Genomic DNA, 22,435 nt, shown 5'->3' on the forward strand with positions numbered 1-22,435 from the left:
TGGTGCGATGTGGCCGCCAGTGTTCGCACACACGGAAAGCCAAACCGCCATAGTCTCTAGCGGCTACTAACCAACACCTGACTTGAAACTGTCATAAGCGCAATTATGGAACCCGCGCCCGGCGGCGCGGCCGGGGGCGCAGATCGCAACATTGCTGGCCGAGTTCGGCCGGCGCGCCTCACGGGCGGCGTAGCGCCTCGGGGAAGCAGTCGTAGACCAGCGCCTTGAAGGCGGGCGTGATGCGGCTGCGCTCGTTCTGGGTCTGCTGCATCATGAGGTAGACCATGTCGAGCTTGGGATCGACGCCGAAATAGGTGCCGCTGCCACTGTCCCATTTCAACTCGCCAATCGATCCCGCCGGCGGCGGTTTGGCGTTGCCGGGATCGGTGCGTACGGCAAGGCCGTAGCCATAGCCGAACCCGTCGCCGGGAAAATAGAAATAGTCGCGCCCCACACCGGAGCCCGGCCCGACGTGATCGGTTGTCATCGCCTTGAAGGCGGCCGGGCTCAGATAGCGCTTGCCCTCGAACTCGCCGCCATTGAGCAGCATCTGCGAGAAGCGCTGATAGTCGGTGATGGTCGAGAGCAGGCCGCCGCCGCCGGACTGCCATTCCGGATGATCGAGCCGGTCGCGCTCACCGGCGAGCAGGATGAAATCGTTCGGCAGCGGCCGCGCCATTCGCGCCAGCTCGTCTTCCGTCGCCAGCGCGAACTTGGTGCTGCTCATCCCGAGCGGATCGAAGATGCGCTGCTTGAGGAAATCGTACAGCGTCTGGCCCGAGATGATCTCGATGATGGCGCCGAGCACGTCGGTGGAATGGCCATAGCGCCACAGCGTTCCCGGCTGCCGCGCCAGCGGCAGCTTTGCGATACGATCGGCGAATTCCCTGTTGTTGAATTGGCCCTCGAAGATGTTGGCGGCCTTGTACGCCTGCTCGACCCATTTGCCGCCGATATAGTCATAGCTGATGCCCGAGGTGTGCCGCAGCAGATCCTCGATGTTGACGGGGCGGACCGGCGTCACGAGGTCGAGTTCCAGTCTGCCGTCCGGATTAGTGATCTCGATGCCGACCTTGGTGTCGGCAAAGAGCGGGACGTATTTCGACGCGGGATCGGTGAGCGCGAGCTTGCCCTCGTCGATCAGCATCATCGCGCCGAGGCACGTGATCGGCTTGGTCATCGAGTGGATGGCGAAGATCGTGTCGGGCGTCATGGCAAGGCCCGTCCTGGTGTCGCGCACGCCGAAGGTCTTGAGGTAGACCGGCTTGCCGTGCTGCTGCACGAGGATCACGGCGCCCGGCAGCCGGCCGCTCGTGACCTCGTTGTCGAAATAGGCGGTGATGCGCTCGAGGCCGTCGGGCGACGGGGTAGGGATGTCCACGGCGCGGCTGCGCCCCATCGTGCCGGCGAGCAGTGCGGCTCCGACCAGAAATTCACGACGCTTCATCCGGGCTTCCTCCGCCGCCGGAATCAAAGCCGCAAGATGCCGAAGGCGTCAACAAGCCATCGATTAAAATCGCGTCACGATTTCCGAAAAGAACGGTCGCGGACGGTTCGCCGAGCTCGGTCGGCCTGCGAGCACCCGACCACATGGCACGAACGCCCGCGAGGAATTTCGGAGGCGCAAGCTTTCGGGCCTAGAATCTGGTCACGATATCGGACAGCGCGGGGCGCGGACGGTCCTCGCTGGGCTTGCTGGGCGTGCCGATATGGACGAAGCCTGCGAGCTTTTCGTCCGGCTTGAGGCCGAGGCCGTCGAGCACGTCGCGATCGAACGCGAACCAGCCGGTCAACCAGCAGGCGCCATAGCCGAGCGCGGTCGCGGCCGTGACGATGTTCATGGCGCTGGCGCCCGCCGACAATTCCTGCTCGAACGGCGGCACCTTCGGATGCGGCCTGGTAAAGCTGACGATGCCGATCACCAGCGGCGCATCCATCAGGCGCTTGCGCTCGGTCTCGACGTCGGCCGTGGGCGCGCCGGGATTCTTCCGGGCAAACACCTTCGCGATCACCTCGCCGGCGCGCTGGCGGGCATCGCCTTCAAAGATGATGAAGCGCCAGGGCGCGAGCTTGCCGTGATCGGGCACGCGCGCGCCGATGGTGAGGATCGTCTCGAGCTCGGCCGCGGACGGGCCGGGGCCGGTCATCTCGCGCGGTTTGACCGAGCGGCGGGTCTTCAGGAGTTCGATGGCGTCGGGCACGGGATGGTCCTCTTCGGCTGGTCGTCGGGCGTGCAATACCGAGATAAGCATGCACGCCGGCAACCGGAAGCGAGTTTAGATCGATTTCAGGGATCAGAGCGCGCCGCGAGCCCGCTTCACATCGGGCGGAGTCGCCTCGTCGACCAGGGCGGCGATCGCCTCGGCGGTCGTCATCACCTTCTGGCCGTCGCTGCCGAGGCGGCGGACGGAGACCGAATGCGTCTCGGCCTCCTTCTTGCCGACCACGAGCAGGGCCGGGATCTTGGCCAGCGAGTGCTCGCGGACCTTGTAGTTGATCTTCTCGTTGCGCAGATCGATCTCGACCCGAAGTCCGGCGCGCCGTGCCTGCTCCAGCACCTGCTTGGCGTATTCGTCGCCTTCCGAGGTGATGGTCGTGACCACCGCCTGCACCGGCGAGAGCCAGAGCGGGAAGTTGCCGGCATAGTGCTCGATCAGGATGCCGATATAGCGCTCCATCGAGCCGCAGATCGCGCGATGCACCATGACAGGCGGCTTCTTGCCGCCGTCATGGTCGATGTAGAACGCACCGAACCGCTCCGGCAGGTTGAAGTCGACCTGCGTGGTGCCGCACTGCCAGTCGCGGCCGATGGCGTCGCGCAACACATATTCGAACTTCGGCCCGTAGAAGGCGCCTTCGCCCGGATTGATCTCCGTCTTGATGTGATTGTTCTGCGACTGGATTTCGCGCAGCACCGTCGCCATCACCCGCTCCGCGTGATCCCACATCGCATCGGTCCCGACGCGCTTGTCGGGGCGGGTCGACAGCTTCACCGTGAGATCGCCGGTAAAGCCGAAATCCGCATAGGTCGACAGGATCAGGTCGTTGATCTTCAGGCACTCCTCGGCGAGCTGGTCCTCGGTGCAGAAGATGTGCGCGTCATCCTGGGTGAAGCCGCGCACGCGCATCAGGCCGTGCATGGCGCCGGAGGGCTCATAGCGATGCACCACGCCGAATTCGGCGAGGCGCAGCGGCAGGTCGCGGTAGCTCTTGAGGCCGTGCTTGAAGATCTGGACATGGCCGGGGCAGTTCATCGGCTTCAGCGCGAACCAGCGCTTGTCCTCGGCCTCGTCGCCGGCCGACTGCGCCGCGAACATGTTCTCGCGGTACCAGCCCCAATGGCCCGAGGTCTCCCACAGCACCTTGTCGAGGATCTGCGGCGCGTTGACCTCGCTGTAGTCGCCGGTCAGGCGCCGGCGCATATAGGCGATCAGCTGCTGGAAGATGGTCCAGCCCTTCGGATGCCAGAACACGACGCCCGGACCTTCCTCCTGGAAGTGGAAGAGGTCGAGCTCGCGCCCGAGCTTGCGATGGTCGCGCTTCTCGGCCTCCTCGATCTGCTTCAGATAGGCGTCGAGGTCCTCCTGCCTGGCGAAGGCCGTGCCGTAGATGCGCGTCAGCATCGGGTTGTTGCTGTCGCCGCGCCAATAGGCGCCGGCTACTTTCATCAGCTTGAAGGCATTGCCGACCTTGCCGGTCGAGGTCATGTGCGGGCCGCGGCAGAGATCGAACCAGTCGCCCTGGTAATAGATCTTGATCGGCTCGTTGCCGGGAATGGCGTCGACCAGCTCGACCTTGAACGCCTCGCCCTTGTCGCGGAACACCTGCTTGGTCTTCTCGCGATCCCACACTTCCTTGGTGAAGGGTTTGTCGCGCGCGATGATCTCGCGCATCTTCTTCTCGATGGCGGCAAAGTCTTCCGGCGTGAACGGCTCGTTGCGGAAGAAGTCGTAGTAGAAGCCGTTCTCGATCACCGGACCGATGGTCACCTGGGTGCCCGGCCACAGCGTCTGCACAGCTTCGGCCAGCACGTGCGCGCAATCGTGGCGGATCAATTCGATCGCGCGCGGGTCGTCGCGATTGACGAGCTCGATCCTGGCGTCGGTCTCGATGGGATCGTTGAGGTCGGCGAGCGCGCCGTCGAGCGCCATCGCAACCGTACGCTTGGCCAGCGACGGCGAGATGCCCTTGGCAATATCGAGACCGGTGATGCCCTTGTCGAACTGGCGCTGGGCGCCGTCGGGGAAGGTGAGCGTGACTTTGGGAGCGGGGGTCACGGGCTTCAGGTTGGACAGGCTGTATTGAAAGCCGGACTCGGATTTGGGCTGGTCGGACATTGCTTTTCTCCTGGGGCTCACTCCTGCGAACGAGCGCAGGTAAGCGGGAACGAGCGATATATCAGGCGATTCGGCCTGTGCAATCCGGCATTTCCAAGAAGCTGACGCGCAAAATCCGGGCGCAGCTCCAACTATTTGGCGTTGTGCCCTTTAACTCGTCACACGCCGCCGCTACATGCATTTGCATGGAAAAAGCCCCCGCCGCCGGCCGTTTCGCGCCAACCGCCCTGATGCTTGGCAATCTCGTCACCGGCTGCTCGGTGCTGGCGCCGGCTGGCATGCTGCCGGAATTGTCGGCGGGGCTTGGGATCAGCATCCACGCGGCCGGCCTGCTGATCACCTTCGGCGCGGTGACGCTGTGCATCGGTTCGCCGCTGACGGCGTGGCTGACCAGCCGCATCGAGCGGCGGACGCTGCTCACCACGACGCTGGCGGTGCTCGCGCTCGGCAATCTCGCCTCGGCGTTTGCGCCCGACTATGCGAGCCTCCTTGTCATCCGCCTGGTCATGCTTGCGGTCGGCGCGCTCTATACGCCGCAGGCGGCGGGCACGGCGGCGCTGATCGTGCCGGCGGAGCGGCGCGGCAGCACGATCGCCTATATCTTCCTCGGTTGGTCGCTGGCGGCCGCCGTCGCTCTGCCGCTGATCACCTTGATCGCCAGCCGCTATGGCTGGCGCGCCGCCTATGCTGGGATCGGCGCGCTCGGCTGTATCGGCTTCCTGCTGCTGCTGTTGCGCCTGCCGGCAGGCTTGAGGGGCACGCCGGTGGATCTGAAGACCTGGAGCGCGGTCGGCCGCAGCAGGGCGATCTTGCTATTGCTGGCGATCACCATGCTGCAAATGTCCGGACAGTTTGCGGTGTTCACCTTCATGGGCCCGCTGCTGAATAAGCTGACCGGGGCGAGCCCCGATACGGTCGGCATGGTATTCGCCATCTATGGCGTCTGCGGCTTCCTTGGCGTCGCCATTGCGACACGCATCGTCGACACCTGGGGCCCTTACCGGACCTCGCTGCTCTTCACCTGCCTCGTGCTTGCGGGCATCACCACCTGGGCGTTGGGTGCGGGCACCATCGCGTTGATGGCGATCGCAGTCGCGATCTGGGGCCTGGGCTTTGCCTCGACCAATTCGATGCAGCAGGTGCGGCTGGTCGCGGCCGCGCCGCCGCTGGCACCGGCGACCGTCGCGCTCAACACCTCCGTCCTCTATATCGGCCAGGCCGTCGGGTCCGCCACCGGCGGACTGCTGTTCGCCCGCGAGCTCCTGCACACGGTCGGGTTCGTGGCGGTCGGCTTCGTCCTGCTGGCGCTGGTCCTGGTGATCCTGACCCGGCCCCGGCCGGCGGCGGCAGCGACGGCCTGAAATCCCGCGTTTTCGTGCGCGCAAGGTGCTTGGCAAATGGCGCGTCAGAGCGCTAGAAGGCCGGTCATGAGGACCAAAGAGAGTTGACTGAGATGAGGATGATTCTGGCGGTTGCTGCGGTGCTCTATTCCACCTCCGCGTTCGCACAAGCCGACAAGCCACCGATGATCGGGGACAAGCCGCTGGTGCAGGTCAAGTCGAAAGGGGCCAAGGCGACGGCCGCAACCGCCGCGCCCGCGCCGAAGGGCAACCCGCAATCGGTCGCGGCGCGGCTTCAGGCCTGCCTCGAGATCGATGATGGTACCAAGGACCGTCTCAACTGCTACGACGCCGTGATCCCGCCGGCGCCAAAGCCGAAGCCGGCGAAGGCCAAGGGTTACGCCGATTGCCGGTTCTTCAAAGAAGAGGACGAGCGGCTGGCCTGCTTCAACGGCTTCGCCGAAAGCATTCCGAAGCTCCCCAAGACCTAACTTCAGGTCGAGATCTTGACCTTCATGCTGTCGCCTTCGCCTGTGCAGGTGCCGATGAAGGCGAACGCGGAATTGCCGCCGCGCGTCTTGCCGTCCATCACATAGACGACGCCGCACCCGTTCCCGTGAACCGTGTGGAACGGGCTCCCGGGGACGAAAGCCCATCAACATCGCTTTTCGATCAGCTGGTGAGACGATTGCCGGCAAGCGCGGGCAAATACCGGCTGGCGCAATATGCTAACGGCTTGACGCAACGCGCGTCAGCGCCAGCGCCGGCGTCGCCGACATCTTCACCAGCACGTCCTTGAGCGGATCCCGCGTCCAGGCGCGGGTCACGTAGTCGCGATGAGTGATGCCCTCGCCGGTCTCGACGAACACCACGCTGCCGGGGCGCAAGGGGCCGTCCATGTCCTCGGAGACGCTGATGCCCTTCTGCCTGAGCATGCTCATCAGCTCGCGGTCACGCCGCGCGGTGTAACGGGTGTAGGAGCTGACGAAGAAGCCGGAGCGGTGGCTTTCGATCCAGGACGCGAACTTGTCCATCTCGCCATAGATGGCGTCGAGCAGCACCACGCCGCGGACGCGGTCGCTGATGCCGCCGACCTCTAAGCTCCAGGCCGTCGGCAGGAAGCCGCCGCTATAGCCGACGATGACGATCGGCATATTGGCGAAGGCGCGCGCGCTGTCGGGATCACCGGTGAGGCGGGCGAGATGGCTCGCCGATTCCTCCATGAAGCGCTTGAAGCCGCCGGGCTGCCAGAACTTGCCGGCGCTGGAATCGGCGGCATCGACCGCCATCTGCGGTGCAAGCAGGATGGCATTGGCGCCGGAATCGGTGATCTGCCTCGGCACCAGCTGCCGATCACGTACGTCGCGCTCCAGCGTCGCGCCATTGCCGTGGAAGAATACGACGATCACGCCCGGCTTGCGCACGTCGAAATGCTCGGGCACGTGCACCAGGACGCGGCTGTCGCTGTAGGTCTCGTCCTGCCAGTAGACGCGCCCGGAATAGCTGCGATGGCCGCGGCGGTCGCCCTTGGAGATGTTGAGGAACGGCGCGTCGGAGGCGGGGTTGTTACCGAAATAAGGGAAGGCCGACGACTTCATGCTGACGAGGGTCGTCAGGTCGTCGCGCGGCGGACGCTGGTAGGGGACTTGCGGCGCGAGCGAGGCGACCTTGTAGGGCGCCTGCTCCGGCTGCTGTTGCACAGCGCGCTTGGGCGAGAAGTCCGACATCTGCCGTTGCAGGAAGCTCTCGCTCGCCGACGGGAAGCGCTCCCTGAACTGCGGGGCGGGGAAGCGATCCTCGAATGTGTCGGCGCTGGCAACTTGTTGAGTATTGGTCTTGGCGACCACCTGGCCATTGGCCTTCGAGTTTGCCGCGAGAGCCGCCGGATTGGGCCCATTGCCGCATTGAACCAGCGCGAGCGACAGTGGCACCAAGGCTGAGATCAGGCCGACCCGGAGCGCACGACCGTGCCGACCGGACGACGTCCGGTGGGCACGAATGTCAGCTCTCATGTTCGGAACGGCCCCGACCATTCACCCAAGACCCCAAAGTCACGTCCATCGGCAATCTCTAGACAATTGAGCCGAGGGGCGTTTAGGCGACGTTAAGCATCCGGAGAAACTTCCCCACGTCCGGAACACTCGAAAGGACCATGCAATCGTGTCGTGATTGTGGGGATGGGAAACGGGATATTCCGGTGTTTGCACCGGTTTATTGCCCACGACCATGCATGGCGGTGCGAAAATACCGATTTTCTTTGCCTCATTTAGCCCTTGTTAACCCTGCTTGAATTGACTGACCAAACTGCACGATGCTTCCCACGAGGCGTGACGCCTGAGGTAAAGGATCCCCGATGACGGCATCAGATGCGGGTACCGCGCCCTGGACTGGCCGGCTGACCGGGAGCGGGCCCGGGGTTTCCGCTCTGGTCGCAACCGCCATCGTCGTCGCCGACATGATCGGGGTCGGCGTCTTCACCAGCCTCGGCTTCCAGGTCAAGGACATCCCTTCCGGCTTCTCGATTCTCCTGCTGTGGACCGTTGGCGGCATCGTCGCGCTATGCGGGGTGTTCGCCTACAGCGAGTTGGGCGCGATGTTTCCGCGCTCGAGCGGCGAGTATAATTTCCTCGGCCGCGCCTATCATCCCGCCTTCGGCTTTCTCGCCGGCTGGGTCTCGGCGACGGTGGGCTTTGCAGCGCCCGTCGCGCTCGCCGCGATGGCCTTCGGCGAATACGCCAAATCGGTCATTCCCGATCTGCCGCCGATCCCGCTCGCCATCGGCGTGGTATGGCTGGTCTCGATCGTGCAGCTGACCGGCGTCAGGCATTCATCGACCTTCCAGCTGATCTCGACCATCCTGAAGGTCGTGCTGATCGTCGCCTTCCTGGTCGCCGGCTTCATCATCGGGGCGCCGCAGCCGATCGCCTTCACGCCGCAGCCGGGCGACATCGCCCACATCGTCAGCGCGCCTTTCGCGATCGGGCTCGTCTTCGTGATGTATTCTTTCTCCGGGTGGAATGCCGCGACCTACATCATCGGCGAGATGAAAACGCCGCAACAAAGCCTTCCGCGCGCGCTGCTCGCGGGCACGCTCAGCGTGCTCGCGCTTTACGTCGCGCTGAATGCGGTGTTTCTCTACTCGACGCCGGTCAGTGCGCTCGCTGGTCAGCTCGACGTCGCCAGCGTCGCCGGCACCGCCATCTTCGGCAGCCTTGGCGGCCGGATCGTCGGCGCCATGATCTGCGTCGGCCTGATCTCCTCGATCAGCGCGATGATGTGGATCGGACCACGCGTGATGATGACGATGGGGGAGGACATTCCCGCCTTGCGCGTGTTCTCGAAGCGATCGGTCAGCGGTGCACCGGCCTATGCGATCCTGTTCCAGCTCGCGGTCGCGACCCTGTTGCTGTTCACGCGCAGCTTCGAGGCCGTGCTCGACTTCATCCAGTTCGCGCTGTTGTTCTGCTCGTTCTTCACGGTCGCCGGCGTCATCAAGCTGCGCATTACCGATCCCGATGTGCCCAGGCCGTATCGCGCCTGGGGGTACCCGTTCACGCCGCTCGTTTTCCTGCTCGTGACCGCGTTCATGATGTACTACCTCCTGACCGAGCGGCCCGTGCAGTCGCTCTCGGGGATGCTCGTCATGCTCTCGGGCCTGTTGATCTATGCAGTTTTCCGCAGGCGGCCGGTCGCCGCTGGCCATTCATCACACCGCGGATAGACAATGATTCGACCCATGAGAATTGCGGCCGTCGCTCTTGCCATCCTGGCCGCGGCCGTCTCGTCCGCGCGTGCCGCCGACGTCACCTTCGACGATACCGCGCGCTTCCTGGCGGGTATGCAGCCTTCGGCGGATTCGCCGCTGGTGCCGCTGACCAGGGACCCAAACTGGCAGCATCACGCAAAATTCTTCGACGGCGCCTTCGCCCAGCTCGAGCAGCGGCAAATCTCGAAGATCCGCGCCTGGGCCGACGTCAATCTGGCCGCGCCGCGGCCGACCATGTTCTACATGTTCAGCGGCCCGGACTTCCTCTACGCCGATGCCTTCTATTCCAAGGCCAGCACCTACGTGCTCGGCGCATTGGAGCCGGTCGGCGCCGTGCCCGACTTGACGAAGCTGGGGCGAGGTTCGGTCGGCGCGGCGCTCTACAATGTTGAGCGCTCGCTCGGCTCGATCCTGAGCTTCTCCTTCTTCATCACCAAGCAGATGAAGGTCGACCTGCACACCAACCAGGTCAGCGGCACCTTGCCGATCCTCTATGTTTTCCTCGCCCGCTCCGGCAAGACCATCCGCAACGTCGAGATGGTCGCGCTCGACAACAAGGGCGGGATGAATGCGGGGAACGACAATCCGGGACCGAACGCGACGCGCGGTGTCCGCATCACCTTCGCTGGCAGCGACGGCGAGGTGCGCACGCTGTATTACTTCTCGACCGACCTTTCGAATTCCGGCGCACGCGCAACCGGCTTCCTGAAGTTCTGCGAGACGCTCGGCCCCGGCAACAGTCTGCTCAAGAGCGCGTCCTATCTCTTGCACTCCGGCAACTTCACGGTCGTCCGCGACTGGCTGCTCGCCAACAGTGCCACCATGGTCCAGGACGATTCCGGGATTCCGCTTGCCAACTACAATGCACGGCAATGGCGTTTCTTCCCGTTCGGGCGCTATCTCGGGCCTATCGACGAATTCCCCGGACGCTACCAGGAGCGCTACGCCGAACTGTTCACGCGCGCCCAGCCGATCGATTTCGGGGTCGGCTATCGCTGGCGCATGCATGAATCCAATCTGCTGCTGGCGGTGAAGGTGCCGGGAAGCGAGAGCGCGCCAGTGGCTGAGACCGCTTCGTCCGCCGAGCCCCCACGACCGCCGCGCCCGAAGCGACCGCGCCCGCCCGAGCCGATCCCGCCGCCGGGACGTTTCTTCTGGTTCCGCTAACTACCAGTGCACGCTCTGGCTCGGCACGATGAAGGCCGTCGAACTGGGGGGCGTTGCAAGACTCGTCGCCAGATACCAGCCGGAGCCGGCCGCGAGCACCAGCAGGGCGATGATGGCGAGCATATCGAGGGTTCTGGGATCGTGAGGCTTCCTGGGACCAGGGCCAGACCTGAAGTGATGAGGGCTGATTTTCCAGCGCATGTTGTTTCCTCCCCGTGGGAGCATCACAACAACGCGATGCGGGAAGTTCCTGTTCCGACAGGGCCGCCGGTCTAGGGCGCGTTGACGCCGCGCCAGCGGGCGTATCGCCAAGGCAGATACCAGCGCGCGTTTTGCGGTGCGACGAGCGGCACATTGTCGATTCCAGACGTGCCGTACGGATTGCAGCGGAGCAGGCGCGCGAGCGTCATCCACCCCCCGGCCCAGAGCCCGAAGCGCTCGATCGCCTCATCGCCATAAACGGAGCAGGTCGGCAGATGCCGGCAATTGTATCCGACCAGGGGCGAGAGCGTGTGGCGATAGAGCCAGATCAGCCCGCGGGCGAATCTTCGCGGAACGCGAAGCATGCCCTCGACGGGAACGGAACAATGCTCGCAGGTTGAATGCTTCATGGGCGCGTTGCCGCGTGGTTGAGCGATGTGTTGCGCTGTTCCTAACCAGGGAACTGTAAGGTGTTGTGCGCGCGCCATATTTTGCCTGCTTTCTGGGAGCAGTGCAGCAAGTATCTGTGGACGATCTGTATTCGCCCGGATACCATTTTTATGACGCCCGTGTGTAGAAACGTACGCCTGTATGATCGACTCAGAGGGCGCTGCCGGGATTGTTTGGCGACCTTGGGGCTTTGGGGAAGGAACCAGATTGAAACTTCTGAACTCCCTTGATCTTCGCGGCTGGTTGTTGGTGGGAACCGCCGTCTGTGGAGTTGCGCTGGCCGGCGCCATCGCGACGTTCGGGTCGTCGGCCCGAGCCGGCGCAGCGCTCGAAGAGCGCAAGCTGCCGATGAAATTCAGCTGGATCGCTTGCGAGCCGAACTGCCGCGGCTGGGTCAGCGCGGTCGGTATCATCACCGCGGACACCCCTAAGGATTTTGAGGAATTCGCGCGCGGACGCCAGCTCGGCGGTGCCACCGTGGTACTCGATTCCAGCGGGGGCTCCGTCAACGACGCGATCACGCTCGGCCGACGCTTCCGCAATCTCGGGCTTTTGACGACAGTCGGAGTCAGCCTTCCGAACCGCGGCGGGCAATCGGCCCGTCCGGCGGTCGCGCCCGAGGCCTATTGCGAATCCATGTGCGCGTTCCTGCTGCTGGCCGGCAAGAAGCGCTACGTGCCGGAAGCGGCGCATGTCCGCGTCCACCAGATCTGGATGGGCGACCGCGCCGACGATGCCAAGGCGGCGAGCTACAGTGCGCAGGACCTGATGATCGTGGAACGCGACATTGGCCGCCTCGCCAAATACACCTTCGATATGGGCGGCGCCGGCGACCTGCTGTCGCTCGCGCTCAGCGTGCCGCCCTGGGAAGATCTGCATGAGCTCAATGCCGGCGAGCTCAAGCTCACCAATCTCGTGACGACGGATCTCGTCGCCGACGTGCTGCCGCACGTGGACGTCACGGCGCCGGCGATGGCGGAACTCGCACCCAAGACGCAGGCGAGGTTCGGTACGGAACCGGAGCAGCCGGCCAGGTCGACCAAGACGGCGGAAGCCTTGGCGCCCACGGGCGGTGTGGCGACGCCGGCGACCGCGGCGCAGAAGTAAACTCTTAAATCCTGGCAGTCATTCCGGGGCGCGCGTGGCGCCAACTACGGTGCGCAATTGCGCACCTATAATCTCGATCGCAATCTCTGGATTTCGGGTTCGATGCTGCGCACCGCTCCGGAATCAGCCCGGTGCCGCGGCCGGTTGCTTGGCCTTGGCCTCGATCTGACCGATCGCGTCGACCACCGCATCGAAGGTCAGCAGCGTCGAGGCATGCCGCGCCTTGTACTCGCGCACCGGCTCGAGGAACTTGATCTCCTCCCATTTACCTTGAGGAGGCGTGCCGTTCTCCTTGAGCATCTTGCGAACGGTTTCGCGTAACTGACGGAGTTCGCTCGCAGTCGAGCCGACCACGTGACTTGCCATGATGGATGAAGAGGCCTGTCCCAGCGCGCAGGCCTTCACGTCATGGGCGAAGTCGGTGACAGTGTCGCCATCCATCTTGAGATCGACCTTCACGGTCGAGCCACACAGCTTGGAGTGGGCGGTCGCGCTGGCATCAGGGTCCGGCAGCCGCCCGAGGCGCGGAATATTCCCGGCCAGCTCGATGATCCGCTTGTTATAAATGTCGTTCAGCATGTGATGGAGTCCAACACTTCCGTACCCACTTCCGGGCCGGATCGGCCTTGGCGGGCGGCGTCCACGGTCCTATATAGGGTCGGAAGTGGCGGAAAAACAGTCCAGCGGTGCGTCGGCTGTGATCCAGATCAGCACTGTCGACGTTATCTCCGAAGGGCCTTTTCGCCAAATTGCTCTCTTCAGGCGTCCGGCGGCTCGCCGCCCCGTCTGCCGGTGACACTCCGGCCACAAGGCCGTCGAACGGAGTAGACATGGACGCTACAATCAAGCCGATCCGCCCCAACAAGCAGCTGGAGAGCCGCCCCGCCGAGCTCGATCCTGCCGAATTCCTTGCGGCCGCCGTCCGCGCCGACCAGCCGCGCCCGGCGCGCGCCGAGGCCGAACAAGCGGTGAAGACGCTGCTCGCCTATATCGGCGAGAACCCCCAGCGCGAGGGCCTGCTCGACACGCCGCGCCGCGTGGTCGAGGCCTTCGACGAGCTCTATCAGGGCTACCACCAGTGCCCGGCCGAAGTGCTCGACCGCACCTTCGGCGAGACCGCCGGCTATGACGATTTCGTGCTGGTGCGCGACATCGAGTTCACCTCGCAGTGCGAGCATCACATGATGCCGTTCTACGGCAAGGCGCATATCGCCTATACGCCGGTGGAGCGCGTCGTCGGCCTGTCCAAGCTCGCCCGCCTGACCGACATCTTCGCCCGGAGGCTCCAGACCCAGGAGCATCTGACGGCGCAGATCGCGGCGGCCATCGACGAGATCCTGAAACCCCGCGGCGTTGCGGTGCTGATCGAGGCCGAGCATACCTGCATGTCGGTGCGCGGCGTCGCCAAGCACGGCGCCTCCACCTTCACCAGCCGCTTCACCGGCATGTTCCGCGACAATCCGGCGGAGCAAGCCCGTTTCCTGTCCCTGGTGCGAGGCCTGCAGCGCTGACCTCGCAAATCAACTCGCGAGGGTCCAGTGTCCGCTCACTCCCATGAGATCGAGGAAGGTCTTTCCTTCCAGCCGCGCTTCGACGCTGCCGGCCTCGTGACGGTCGTTGCGACCGATGTCGCCACCGGCGACGTGCTGATGGTTGCGCACATGAACGACGAGGCGCTGCGCAAGACGATCGCGACCGGCGAAGCCTGGTACTTCAGCCGCTCGCGCAAGGCGTTGTGGCGAAAAGGTGAGACCTCAGGTCAGACCCAGCGCGTGGTCGAGATGCGCACCGATTGCGACCAGGACGCGGTCTGGATCCGTGTCGAGCAAATCGGCGCGGCCTGCCACACCGGCCGCCGGTCGTGCTTCTACCGCAAGATCGAGGCGGAGGGCGGCGGGGCGAAGCTCGTCTTGGTCGACACAGAGCGACTGTTCGATCCGAACGAGGTCTACAAGAAGTAGCAACCTGTCATTCCGGGGCGCGCAAAGCGCGAGCCCGGAATCCATCGCGCGTGGCTGGAGGATTGCGGGCTCGCACCTGCGGTGCGCCACGGAATGACGCGGAGCAGGCGGCGAGGCCTGAATTAACCCCGCATTAACCATACCTGTCCCACGGTGAGACGACAGGGCGCCGAATTGCCGGTGTCGCTCAACGCCGCGCGGGGCGGGCACTCCATCATGTCGGTCGACAATTCCAGTGCCTCACAGACGGTGGTTCTCGATCCGTCGCGGGCGCGCGTCGCCGGCGCGATCAAGCAGGCCTCGAACATCTCCGGCATCAGCTTCCAGTACATGCTGACCACCGCCAAGATGGAATCGGATTTCGACCCGACCGCGGGTGCCACCACGTCCTCCGCGCACGGGCTCTACCAGTTCATCGACCAGACCTGGCTCGGCACCGTGAAAGAGGCGGGGAGCCAGCTCGGCTACGGCAACTACGCCGACGCGATCACCAGGACGTCGTTCGGTACCTATACCGTCGAGGACCCCTTCATGAAGCGGTCGATCATGAAGCTGCGTGACGATCCGGAGGCCGCATCCAGCATGGCGGCGGCGCTGGCGCAGTCGAACAGTTTCAAGCTCACCGGCCTGCTCGGGCGCAGGCCGAGCGACAGCGAGCTCTATATGGCGCATTTCATGGGCGTTGGCGGAGCTGCAAAGCTCATCGCCAACGCCGAGGACAATGCGCAAGCAGTCGGCGCGCGGCTGTTTCCGAACGCGGCAGCAGCCAACCGCTCGATCTTCTACGCCAAAGACGGCCGCGCCCGCAGCGTCTCCGAGGTCTATGCGGTGCTGGATGCGCGCTACGCCAGCGCGGCCAATTCGAAATTGACGCGCAGCGCGATGGCGATGTATGGCGGCGCGCCCTCGACCGCTGAGGTCGCCAGCGCCAACGGCGTGCAGCCCGCCGTGCCCGTGGTCGATAACGCGGCCTATCTCCAGACCTTTCCCAACACGCGCGCTGTGACGCCTGTCAGCGCGATGTCGTCGACGACGGTCGCCGACAATGCGCCGTCGACGCCCGTGTTTCGCTCGATCTATCAGCCTGGCGATGTCACGCAGCCGGTCTCGGCGACGGTGCAGAAATTGTGGGGCAACAACGCCTCGCTTACGTCAATCGCCTCGGCAACGCCGGACGTGCGTCCGCCGCAGCCGCTCGATCTCTTCAGTGATCGCAGCGGCACGTTCTCGAGCTAGCCTTCCGCGCGGCGCATTGCTGACGAGGCGCTGTCCTGCGTCCGGACAGGCCAGCATGGCGCCTTGGTTCCCTTAATAAAACGTCAATAAAACCAGCCAGTTATGGTGAACGCTTTGTTAAGCGTCGTGGTTTATTTTGTGTTGCAGGTGACCAGCCGTCACCGTTTTCGTTTGTAGTGTAAGCCGGAAGCAGCATGATTGTTCGGCAGTTTATCAATTGGATCAGGACCGCGCCCGCCGGCGAGCGGGCCGAAGCGACACGGGCGTTGGCCCGGGCCTGGCTGGTCTCGGATCTCTCCCGTGACGACCGCATCGCCGCCGAAGGCGCGCTTCTGATGCTCCTCGACGATCCCTCGCCGCTGGTGCGGCAGGCCATGGCCGAGGCTTTTGCGCGCAGCCCTGATGCGCCGGCGTCGATCGTGCGGGCGCTGTCGGCGGACCAGCCGACCGTCGCGCTGCCCGTGCTCGAACATTCACCCCTGCTGATCGATGCCGATCTCGTCGACATCGTCGCGACCGGCAATGACGAGGTGCAATGCGCGGTCGCCCGCCGCATTGCCCTGCCGGTCTCGGTCTGCGCCGCCATCGCCGAAGTCGGCTGCGCGGCGTCAGCGCTCGAGCTGATCGAAAATCCGCATGCCGAGCTTGCGCCGTTCTCGTGGACTCGCATCGTGGAACGTCACGGCCATCTCGCCGCGATTCGCGAGGCGATGCTGGTGCTGGACGATCTGCCGGCCGCAACGCGCGCGGCGCTGGTGGCAAAGCTCTCCGAGACGCTGGCGCGGTTCGTCGTGGCGCGGAACTGGCTGAGCGCCGCCCGCGCCGAGCGCGCGACGATCGAGGCGCGCGACCGCTCCACCATCAACATTGCGGCGCGTTCGCGCGGCGACGACATGCAGGGCCTGGTGCATCATCTGCGCGTCACCGGCCAGCTGACCGCCGGTCTCATCCTGCGCGCGCTGCTGTCGAGCAATCTCGACCTGTTCGATGCGGCTCTGGCCGAGCTCGCCGACATGCCGCTGGCGCGCGTCACCGCGCTGCTGCACGATCGCGGCGGCAACAGCCTGCACGCGCTGCTGCGCCGCGCCGGCCTGCCCGAGGCGACGTTCGCGGCGTTCCAGGTCGCGCTCGATGCCTGCCATGAGCAGGGTTTTGTCGACAGCGACGACGGCGCGGCGCGGCTGCGCCGTCGCATGGTCGAGCGTGTGCTCACCCATTGCGAGACCGACCGCGGCGCCACCGAGCCGCTGATGGTCCTGCTCCGCCGCTTCGCCACCGAGTCGGCTCGCGAAGAGGCGCGGCTGTTCTGCGACGAGATCGTTGCGGATGATGCGATCGAGCCGGTTTACGGCGATCTGATCGCGGCGTAACCAGACGTCGTAGGGTGTGTGAGGCGAAGCCGTAACCCACCACTGTTTATTTCCACAGATCGCAAAGAGGTGGGTTACTCCAAGCCAACCCACATATTCTCCTGTTCGTGTTGATAGAGAGCGGGCGTTCAAAACTCCTTCATTGCGAGCGTAGCGATGCAATCCAGACTGTTCCCGCGGAGGGATTCTGGATTGCTTCGCTGCGTTCGCAAATGACGAGAGGGGAGTGCGGAGTCCCTACTCCGCCGGCACGATGCTGGGCACCAGGATCGCTTCGAGATGCTCGGGGCGGTCGCGGTTGACCTGGGTAAGATAGTCGTCGGCGACCTTGCGCAGGCGGCGGCTCAGCTCGGCGGAGACGCTGATGCTGTCGAGCCTGGTGTTCTGGTGCACGATGGCCAGGATGGCATTGATGTGGTGCGTGAACAGCTCGGCCGGCACCTTATCCAGATCAGGGGCGTGCTCGATGACGCGGCACAGGCTCTCGGCAATTCCCGCCGCCGCCGGGAAGCCGAATGTTGCGGCATCGCCCTTGATGTCGTGCGCGGCACGGAACAGCTCGTCGCGACGCTCGTTGGTGAAGCCGTCATTGCGGATGGCGACGTAGGCGGCCGACAGGCGGTTGACCTCGGTGGCCATCCAGTCCTTGAACTCGCCGCAGAGACCCGCAAGCGCCTGCTCGGCACGGCTGACCGGGTCGTCCATGTCCTTGTCTTCGACGCGGCGCAGAACCTTGCGCAGCGGATTGGGCTGCGTGATGATTTGGTGCGTGGCGAAGGCCGTGACCTCGATGTCCTTTGCGCTGTTCTTCGCCATGATGCCTGCCTCGTCTGAAGACGTTGCGCTAGATGGAGGAGCGGGCCTTGTCGAGCAGCGAGGGCTGCTGCAGCACCTCGTGCTTTTCGCCGACGCGGCGCTCGGGACCCATATAGGCGGAGTTGGTGTTGCGGCGCCGGTCCGGGCCGAAATAGGTCTTGGTCTTGATGAAGGGGCGGGGATTGGCGACGACGTTGAGAATGCGCTGGTACAGCCCCTTGGCCGAGATCGGCTTGGCCAGGAATTCGGTGACACCGGCATCGCGCGCGACCGTGACGCGGCGCTTCTCGGAATGCCCGGTCAGCATGATGATCGGCGCGTAGGGATTGCCCTTGGACTCCGGCTGCCGGATCATCTGCGCAAGCTCGAGCCCGTCGAAGATCGGCATCGCCCAGTCGGTGATGACGATGTCGGGGACGTAATGGCTGTACATTTCCAGCGCGGTGGCGCCGTCCTCGGCTTCATAGACTTCGCGCGCGCCGAACGAATGCAGCAGCGTGCGCAGAATGCGGCGCATGTGCGGATTGTCGTCGCAGACGAGGAAGCGCAGCTTGTTGAAATCGATGCGAAACATGACGCCCGGGCCAAAGCGGTCAACCTTCGTTAACCATATCGCGCCGGGAGTTAATGAAGGGTTGCCGGCGGGCGGGGTCAGTAGCCGAACTGCTCGCGCAGAATGCGCTCTTCCAGGCTGTGGCCGGGGTCGAACAGCATCCGCATCGAGATGCTCTTGTCCGAGAGCACCTCGACGCGCCGCACCCTGCGCACCTCCTCGTGGTCGGCGACCGCGGCGACGGGGCGCTTGTCGTCTTCCAGCACCTCGATCACGACGTAGGCGGTATTGGGCAGCAGGGCGCCGCGCCAGCGCCGCGGCCGGAAGGCGCTGATCGGGGTCAGGGCGAGCAGGGCGGCGTTGATCGGCAGGATCGGGCCCTGCGCGGAGAGATTGTAGGCAGTCGAGCCTGCCGGCGTCGCCACGATGATGCCGTCTGCGATCAGCTCGGGCATGCGCTCGCGCTCGTCGATCAGGATCCGCAAGCGTGCCGCCTGGGAGGTCTGGCGGAACAGGTACACCTCGTTGATGGCATGGTGCAGGTGAACGCGGTCGTTGACGTCGGTCGCGCGCATCAAGAGCGGATTGATCTCGGATTCATGCGCCGTTTCGAGCCGCTGGCGCAGATCATGCGTCGCGTACTCGTTCATCAGGAAGCCGACCGTGCCGCGGTGCATGCCGTAGATAGGCTTTCCCGTGCGCATGTGATGGTGCAGCGTCTGGAGCATCAGCCCGTCGCCGCCGAGCGCGACCACGACGTCGGCCTCGTCAGGATCGCAATTGCCATATTGCGCGGTGAGCTGGCCGAAAGCGGCCTGGGCCTCGCTGCTCGGGCTGGCGACGAAGGCGATCCGTTCATATCGCGAGGGCTTGGTCATGGCTTTTCGGGCAGGCTCGCTGGCTCGAGAAAGTTCCGCCGGGCTCGTCTATACGAGGTTGGGCTCCATTGTCGAGGATGACCACCCTTCAAGGCAAACGGCCGATGGCTCGACAGGGGCAAACCGGGGCGTTTCGAGCCCGATCGGCCTGTTCAGGGGGCTTCGTCGATGATCCCCCAAACCGTCGCAATTCCGCGCTAGCCTTGCGGCCTCACAGCCGGTCAGGGAGAACGATCATGGTCACGAGCTTGCCGGCGCTGCGTTCCGCGGCCTTGGTGCTGGCGGTGTGGGTTTTTGCACTCGCAGGATCTGCACGCGCGGATGATCCGCCGCAGCCGCGCTCGGAAACGACGGCGCCAGCCGGACAGAAGGGCGGGCGCGGTGGTGGCGCGCAAAGCACGTCGCAAAATCCGCCGTCCGCCGAGCCGCACCGTCTGCCGCCGGATTCGACGACGAAGCAAACGCTCGATCTGCCCGGCCGTGCCCTCAACTTCGCCGCGACCGCCGGCTCCATCCGCGTGTTCGACGGCAAGGGCGAGCCGCTGGCCGACATCGCCTACACGTCCTACGAGCTCGACGGTGCCGACCGCGCGACGCGCCCGGTGACCTTCCTGTTCAACGGTGGACCCGGCGCATCCTCGGCCTGGCTCCAGTTCGGCGCTGCGGGTCCCTGGCGGCTGCCGCTCGAGGGCGAAGCGCTGTCACCTTCGGCTTCACCCGAGGTGAAGCCGAACGCGGAAACCTGGCTCGACTTCACCGATCTCGTCTTCATCGATCCTGTCAGCACCGGCTATAGCCGCTTCGTCGCGAGCGGTGACGACGCGCGAAAATCCTTCTACTCCGTCGATGGCGACGTCAATTCGATCGCGCTCGTGATCCGCCGCTGGCTCGAGAAACACGACCGCCTGACCTCGCCGAAATACGTCGCGGGTGAAAGCTATGGCGGCATTCGCGGGCCGAAGGTGGTCCGCCAGTTGCAGCTCCAGCACGGCGTCGGCGTCAGGGGATTGATCCTGGTGTCGCCGCTGCTCGACTTCCGCGAGTTCACCGGTACGAGCCTGCTGCAATATGTCGCGACGCTGCCGAGCTATGTCGCGGTGGCGCGCGAAGCCAGAGGACCGGTCAAGCGCTCAGATCTCGCCGACGTCGAGGCTTATGCGCGCGGCGAATTCCTGGCCGACCTCGTCAAGGGGGAGGCCGACAAGGAAGCGACCACGCGCCTGGCCGACAAGGTCGCCGAGCTCACGGGCATCGACCAGGCGGTGAGCCGCAGGCTCGCCGGCCGCTTCGACGTCGGCGAATTCTGCCGCGAGTTCGATCGCAAGAACGGCAAGGTGACGGGACGTTACGACGGCTCGGTGCGCGGCTACGATCCCTATCCGGATTCGGGCAATTCCCGTTTCGGCGACCCTTCCGGCGATGCGCTCCAGGCCCCGCTGACGAGCGCCGCGGTCGATGTCCTCACGCGCAAGCTGAACTGGCGGCCCGACGGCTCCTACGAGGTCCTGAACGGTAGCGTCGAGGGCAACTGGGATTTCGGCCGCGGCATCAACCCGCCGCAATCCGTGTCGGAGCTGCGCCAGATCCTCGCCACCGACGCAAAGCTGAACGTGCTTGTCGCGCACGGCCTCTTCGATCTCGCCACGCCCTATTTCGGAACGAAGCGGGTGCTCGACCAATTGCCTGGATTCGCGGCCCGACGCGTGAAATTCGCCGTCTATCCCGGCGGTCACATGTTCTATTCGCGCGACGGCTCACGGCAGGCCCTGCGCGGCGAGGTCGAGGGATTGATCAGGGAATAGGTCGCCGCTTGCGCGGCGGATATCTGCGCGCGATCTCGCGTGCGACCACCTTTTCCGGCTTCACATTGGCGCCGGCAAGCCAGATGTCGCTGATCCTCCCGCGCTTGTCGCGCACGCGGCGTACCGGCTCGCCGTGACTGGAATAGCCGGCGGCCCAGGCGAGCTTGCCGGTGTCGCGGCCGGTCACCTCGATCTCGCCGGCATCCATGAACGGATTGTTGAATTGCGGGTTGGCGACGAGCACGCGGTTGCCGGCCGGCACCAGATCGGTCGCACCCCACATCGTCCACCATCGGCCGGTCCAGTCACGCACGCGACGGTCGGGCGCACCGCGGGTCTTGAAGACCCGCAGGATCTGCATCGCGCCGTCGATCCAGAACGGCGCGGCGCCGTCGAGGGAGTTGCTGAGGATGCTGATCGAAAGTTCGCAGGTGGGGATCGTGCAGGTGCGCGAGATGTAGCCCTGGAAGCCCCCGCCATGGCCGAACCAGTCCCAGCCGTCGGTCTTCCCGGCATTGACGCCGAGACCGTAATAGGCCTCGAAGCTTTGCGGGATGCGCCAATGATGCCGCGTCATCTCGCGGCGGCTTGCGACCGAGAGCACGCTCTTTTTCGCGTTGGGGGCAAGCTGCGCGAAGAAGCGGGCGGTGTCGGCGGCGGTGGCGACGAAGCCGGCGGCCGAGGCCATGGCATATGCGGGGTTGTCACCGGGAATCACGCAGCGTTCGCCGAACGGCAGTTTTCGCGTATGGCCGCGCGCGAACAGCGCGCCCCGCGGCAGCGGCGCATTCGGCTCGGTCTCGCGCAGCCCAGCGGGCTCGATGATCTCGCGCTTGATCCAGACGGAGTAGGGCTCTTTCGTCACCGCTTCGATGACGAGACCGATCAGGGCAAAGCCGTGATTGGAATATTTGAAGCGCGTGCCGGGCTCGATCGCAGTCGGCAACTTCAGCTCCGCGAGCAGCTCTTTGGCATGGAGATACGGACGGCTGTCGATGAACTGGCCGGAATCGGCACCGTCGCGGGTCAGCCCCGCGCTGTGCGAGAGCACCTGTGCGATCGTCGTCTCGGCGACGCGCGGGTGCAGGCCGCTGACATATTGGCCGACCGCATCATCGAGCCGGATCTTGCGCTGCTCGCGCAGCTTCATGATGCCGGCTGAGGTAAAGCTTTTCGAGTGTGAGGCGATGCGGCAGCGGTGGCGCGGGGTGAGCTTCTCGCCGGTGTCGAGATTGGCGAGGCCGAATGCGTGCTCGGCGACGATTTCGCCGCGATGGGCGAAGGCGATGATGACGCCGGGCTGCTGAATTGTCGCCTGCTGGAATTCGATCCAGGAGCCGATGTAGTCGATCGCGGACCGCAGCCACGTATCCATTGCACACCGTTTGTGAGGGAGGATTCGTGCGCGAAGGGTAGCCGAGAACGAAGAACGGGCACAATCCCTGGGTTGT

At 64.9% G+C, this 22,435-nt stretch carries 21 protein-coding genes; 10 read left to right on the forward strand and 11 right to left on the reverse strand.

Going from position 1 to position 22,435, the window contains the following annotated elements; translation table 11 throughout:
- Positions 1 to 178: 178 nt before the first annotated feature.
- The 3 genes from ACRQ5Q_RS17185 to thrS all read right to left on the reverse strand — a co-directional run bounded on the left by ACRQ5Q_RS17185 (position 179) and on the right by thrS (position 4,337).
- Entirely contained in the window at positions 179 to 1,447 is a 1,269-nt protein-coding gene (locus ACRQ5Q_RS17185; RefSeq protein ID WP_439368931.1) for a serine hydrolase domain-containing protein, read from the reverse strand.
- A gap of 190 nt (positions 1,448 to 1,637) precedes the next feature.
- A complete protein-coding gene (locus tag ACRQ5Q_RS17190; RefSeq protein WP_439399136.1) occupies positions 1,638 to 2,201 on the reverse strand; it encodes a nitroreductase family protein in 564 nt (187 codons plus the stop codon).
- Between the two features lie 93 nt (positions 2,202 to 2,294).
- On the reverse strand, positions 2,295 to 4,337 hold the full coding sequence (thrS, locus tag ACRQ5Q_RS17195) for a threonine--tRNA ligase (RefSeq protein WP_439399138.1): 2,043 nt from the start codon (positions 4,335 to 4,337) through the stop codon (positions 2,295 to 2,297).
- A 185-nt stretch (positions 4,338 to 4,522) separates the two neighbouring features.
- Here thrS and ACRQ5Q_RS17200 point away from each other — a divergent pair, with 185 nt between their 5' ends.
- On the forward strand, positions 4,523 to 5,698 hold the full coding sequence (locus tag ACRQ5Q_RS17200) for an MFS transporter (RefSeq protein WP_439399140.1): 1,176 nt from the start codon (positions 4,523 to 4,525) through the stop codon (positions 5,696 to 5,698).
- A gap of 92 nt (positions 5,699 to 5,790) precedes the next feature.
- Positions 5,791 to 6,168 (forward strand): hypothetical protein, encoded by a 378-nt coding sequence (locus ACRQ5Q_RS17205; protein ID WP_439368922.1) that lies wholly within the window; start codon positions 5,791 to 5,793, stop codon positions 6,166 to 6,168.
- Between the two features lie 237 nt (positions 6,169 to 6,405).
- Here the strand turns inward: ACRQ5Q_RS17205 and ACRQ5Q_RS17210 are convergent, their stop codons facing one another.
- Entirely contained in the window at positions 6,406 to 7,710 is a 1,305-nt protein-coding gene (locus ACRQ5Q_RS17210; protein WP_439399141.1) for an alpha/beta hydrolase, read from the reverse strand.
- 320 nt (positions 7,711 to 8,030) lie between these two features.
- Between ACRQ5Q_RS17210 and ACRQ5Q_RS17215 the strand changes: the two genes are divergently transcribed.
- Together ACRQ5Q_RS17215 and ACRQ5Q_RS17220 are read left to right on the forward strand one after the other, a co-directional pair.
- On the forward strand, positions 8,031 to 9,398 hold the full coding sequence (locus ACRQ5Q_RS17215; protein ID WP_439368918.1) for an APC family permease: 1,368 nt from the start codon (positions 8,031 to 8,033) through the stop codon (positions 9,396 to 9,398).
- Between the two features lie 3 nt (positions 9,399 to 9,401).
- Positions 9,402 to 10,610, forward strand: a complete 1,209-nt coding sequence (locus tag ACRQ5Q_RS17220) for a hypothetical protein (protein ID WP_439368916.1) — start codon at positions 9,402 to 9,404, stop codon at positions 10,608 to 10,610.
- Here the strand turns inward: ACRQ5Q_RS17220 and ACRQ5Q_RS17225 are convergent, their stop codons facing one another.
- A complete protein-coding gene (locus ACRQ5Q_RS17225; protein WP_439368914.1) occupies positions 10,611 to 10,811 on the reverse strand; it encodes a hypothetical protein in 201 nt (66 codons plus the stop codon).
- 71 nt (positions 10,812 to 10,882) lie between these two features.
- Complete coding sequence (gene yidD / locus ACRQ5Q_RS17230) at positions 10,883 to 11,221, reverse strand: membrane protein insertion efficiency factor YidD (protein ID WP_439368911.1); 339 nt, start codon at positions 11,219 to 11,221, stop codon at positions 10,883 to 10,885.
- 247 nt (positions 11,222 to 11,468) lie between these two features.
- On the opposite strand from yidD, the gene ACRQ5Q_RS17235 reads away from it, so the two are divergent.
- Positions 11,469 to 12,368 (forward strand): hypothetical protein, encoded by a 900-nt coding sequence (locus tag ACRQ5Q_RS17235; protein ID WP_439399143.1) that lies wholly within the window; start codon positions 11,469 to 11,471, stop codon positions 12,366 to 12,368.
- Between the two features lie 123 nt (positions 12,369 to 12,491).
- Here ACRQ5Q_RS17235 and ACRQ5Q_RS17240 read toward each other — a convergent pair whose 3' ends face one another.
- Entirely contained in the window at positions 12,492 to 12,947 is a 456-nt protein-coding gene (locus ACRQ5Q_RS17240; RefSeq protein WP_439368907.1) for an iron-sulfur cluster assembly scaffold protein, read from the reverse strand.
- 251 nt (positions 12,948 to 13,198) lie between these two features.
- Here ACRQ5Q_RS17240 and folE point away from each other — a divergent pair, with 251 nt between their 5' ends.
- The 4 genes from folE (at position 13,199) to ACRQ5Q_RS17260 (ending at position 16,935) form a co-directional block, all read left to right on the forward strand.
- Positions 13,199 to 13,879 (forward strand): GTP cyclohydrolase I FolE, encoded by a 681-nt coding sequence (gene folE, locus ACRQ5Q_RS17245; protein WP_439368906.1) that lies wholly within the window; start codon positions 13,199 to 13,201, stop codon positions 13,877 to 13,879.
- Positions 13,880 to 13,906: 27 nt separating this feature from the next.
- Complete coding sequence (gene hisI, locus ACRQ5Q_RS17250; protein WP_439368905.1) at positions 13,907 to 14,329, forward strand: phosphoribosyl-AMP cyclohydrolase; 423 nt, start codon at positions 13,907 to 13,909, stop codon at positions 14,327 to 14,329.
- 153 nt (positions 14,330 to 14,482) lie between these two features.
- Positions 14,483 to 15,565 carry a transglycosylase SLT domain-containing protein gene (locus ACRQ5Q_RS17255; protein ID WP_439368902.1) on the forward strand — a complete coding sequence of 361 codons (1,083 nt, stop codon included), beginning with the start codon at positions 14,483 to 14,485 and terminating at the stop codon, positions 15,563 to 15,565.
- Between the two features lie 194 nt (positions 15,566 to 15,759).
- The gene (locus tag ACRQ5Q_RS17260) at positions 15,760 to 16,935 is read left to right on the forward strand and encodes a DUF2336 domain-containing protein (RefSeq protein WP_439368901.1); all 1,176 of its coding nucleotides are present in this window, start codon (positions 15,760 to 15,762) and stop codon (positions 16,933 to 16,935) included.
- Between the two features lie 237 nt (positions 16,936 to 17,172).
- Here the strand turns inward: ACRQ5Q_RS17260 and ACRQ5Q_RS17265 are convergent, their stop codons facing one another.
- From ACRQ5Q_RS17265 to ACRQ5Q_RS17275, 3 genes are all read right to left on the reverse strand, one after another.
- On the reverse strand, positions 17,173 to 17,751 hold the full coding sequence (locus ACRQ5Q_RS17265) for an Hpt domain-containing protein (protein WP_439399145.1): 579 nt from the start codon (positions 17,749 to 17,751) through the stop codon (positions 17,173 to 17,175).
- Positions 17,752 to 17,779: 28 nt separating this feature from the next.
- Positions 17,780 to 18,325 carry a response regulator gene (locus ACRQ5Q_RS17270; RefSeq protein ID WP_008549760.1) on the reverse strand — a complete coding sequence of 182 codons (546 nt, stop codon included), beginning with the start codon at positions 18,323 to 18,325 and terminating at the stop codon, positions 17,780 to 17,782.
- A gap of 77 nt (positions 18,326 to 18,402) precedes the next feature.
- A complete protein-coding gene (locus tag ACRQ5Q_RS17275; protein ID WP_439368896.1) occupies positions 18,403 to 19,182 on the reverse strand; it encodes an NAD kinase in 780 nt (259 codons plus the stop codon).
- Positions 19,183 to 19,418: 236 nt separating this feature from the next.
- Between ACRQ5Q_RS17275 and ACRQ5Q_RS17280 the strand changes: the two genes are divergently transcribed.
- Positions 19,419 to 20,984 (forward strand): S10 family peptidase, encoded by a 1,566-nt coding sequence (locus ACRQ5Q_RS17280; protein WP_439368894.1) that lies wholly within the window; start codon positions 19,419 to 19,421, stop codon positions 20,982 to 20,984.
- Here ACRQ5Q_RS17280 and ACRQ5Q_RS17285 read toward each other — a convergent pair.
- Positions 20,974 to 22,359 (reverse strand): serine hydrolase domain-containing protein, encoded by a 1,386-nt coding sequence (locus ACRQ5Q_RS17285; protein ID WP_439399147.1) that lies wholly within the window; start codon positions 22,357 to 22,359, stop codon positions 20,974 to 20,976. The genes ACRQ5Q_RS17280 and ACRQ5Q_RS17285 overlap by 11 nt on opposite strands.
- Positions 22,360 to 22,435 lie beyond the last annotated feature (76 nt).

The organism is Bradyrhizobium sp. PMVTL-01, from assembly GCF_051861855.1.
GTDB lineage: Bacteria > Pseudomonadota > Alphaproteobacteria > Rhizobiales > Xanthobacteraceae > Bradyrhizobium.

Coding starts and splice junctions, on each gene's coding strand:
- ACRQ5Q_RS17185 (WP_439368931.1), bottom strand. CDS start 1,447: ATGAAGCGTCGTGAATTTCTGGTCGGAGCCGCACTGCTCGCCGGCACG.
- thrS (WP_439399138.1), bottom strand. CDS start 4,337: ATGTCCGACCAGCCCAAATCCGAGTCCGGCTTTCAATACAGCCTGTCC.
- ACRQ5Q_RS17200 (WP_439399140.1), top strand. CDS start 4,523: ATGGAAAAAGCCCCCGCCGCCGGCCGTTTCGCGCCAACCGCCCTGATG.
- ACRQ5Q_RS17205 (WP_439368922.1), top strand. CDS start 5,791: ATGAGGATGATTCTGGCGGTTGCTGCGGTGCTCTATTCCACCTCCGCG.
- ACRQ5Q_RS17210 (WP_439399141.1), bottom strand. CDS start 7,710: ATGGTCGGGGCCGTTCCGAACATGAGAGCTGACATTCGTGCCCACCGG.
- ACRQ5Q_RS17215 (WP_439368918.1), top strand. CDS start 8,031: ATGACGGCATCAGATGCGGGTACCGCGCCCTGGACTGGCCGGCTGACC.
- ACRQ5Q_RS17220 (WP_439368916.1), top strand. CDS start 9,402: ATGATTCGACCCATGAGAATTGCGGCCGTCGCTCTTGCCATCCTGGCC.
- ACRQ5Q_RS17225 (WP_439368914.1), bottom strand. CDS start 10,811: ATGCGCTGGAAAATCAGCCCTCATCACTTCAGGTCTGGCCCTGGTCCC.
- yidD (WP_439368911.1), bottom strand. CDS start 11,221: ATGAAGCATTCAACCTGCGAGCATTGTTCCGTTCCCGTCGAGGGCATG.
- ACRQ5Q_RS17240 (WP_439368907.1), bottom strand. CDS start 12,947: ATGCTGAACGACATTTATAACAAGCGGATCATCGAGCTGGCCGGGAAT.
- folE (WP_439368906.1), top strand. CDS start 13,199: ATGGACGCTACAATCAAGCCGATCCGCCCCAACAAGCAGCTGGAGAGC.
- ACRQ5Q_RS17260 (WP_439368901.1), top strand. CDS start 15,760: ATGATTGTTCGGCAGTTTATCAATTGGATCAGGACCGCGCCCGCCGGC.
- ACRQ5Q_RS17265 (WP_439399145.1), bottom strand. CDS start 17,751: ATGGCGAAGAACAGCGCAAAGGACATCGAGGTCACGGCCTTCGCCACG.
- ACRQ5Q_RS17270 (WP_008549760.1), bottom strand. CDS start 18,325: ATGTTTCGCATCGATTTCAACAAGCTGCGCTTCCTCGTCTGCGACGAC.
- ACRQ5Q_RS17275 (WP_439368896.1), bottom strand. CDS start 19,182: ATGACCAAGCCCTCGCGATATGAACGGATCGCCTTCGTCGCCAGCCCG.
- ACRQ5Q_RS17280 (WP_439368894.1), top strand. CDS start 19,419: ATGGTCACGAGCTTGCCGGCGCTGCGTTCCGCGGCCTTGGTGCTGGCG.
- ACRQ5Q_RS17285 (WP_439399147.1), bottom strand. CDS start 22,359: ATGGATACGTGGCTGCGGTCCGCGATCGACTACATCGGCTCCTGGATC.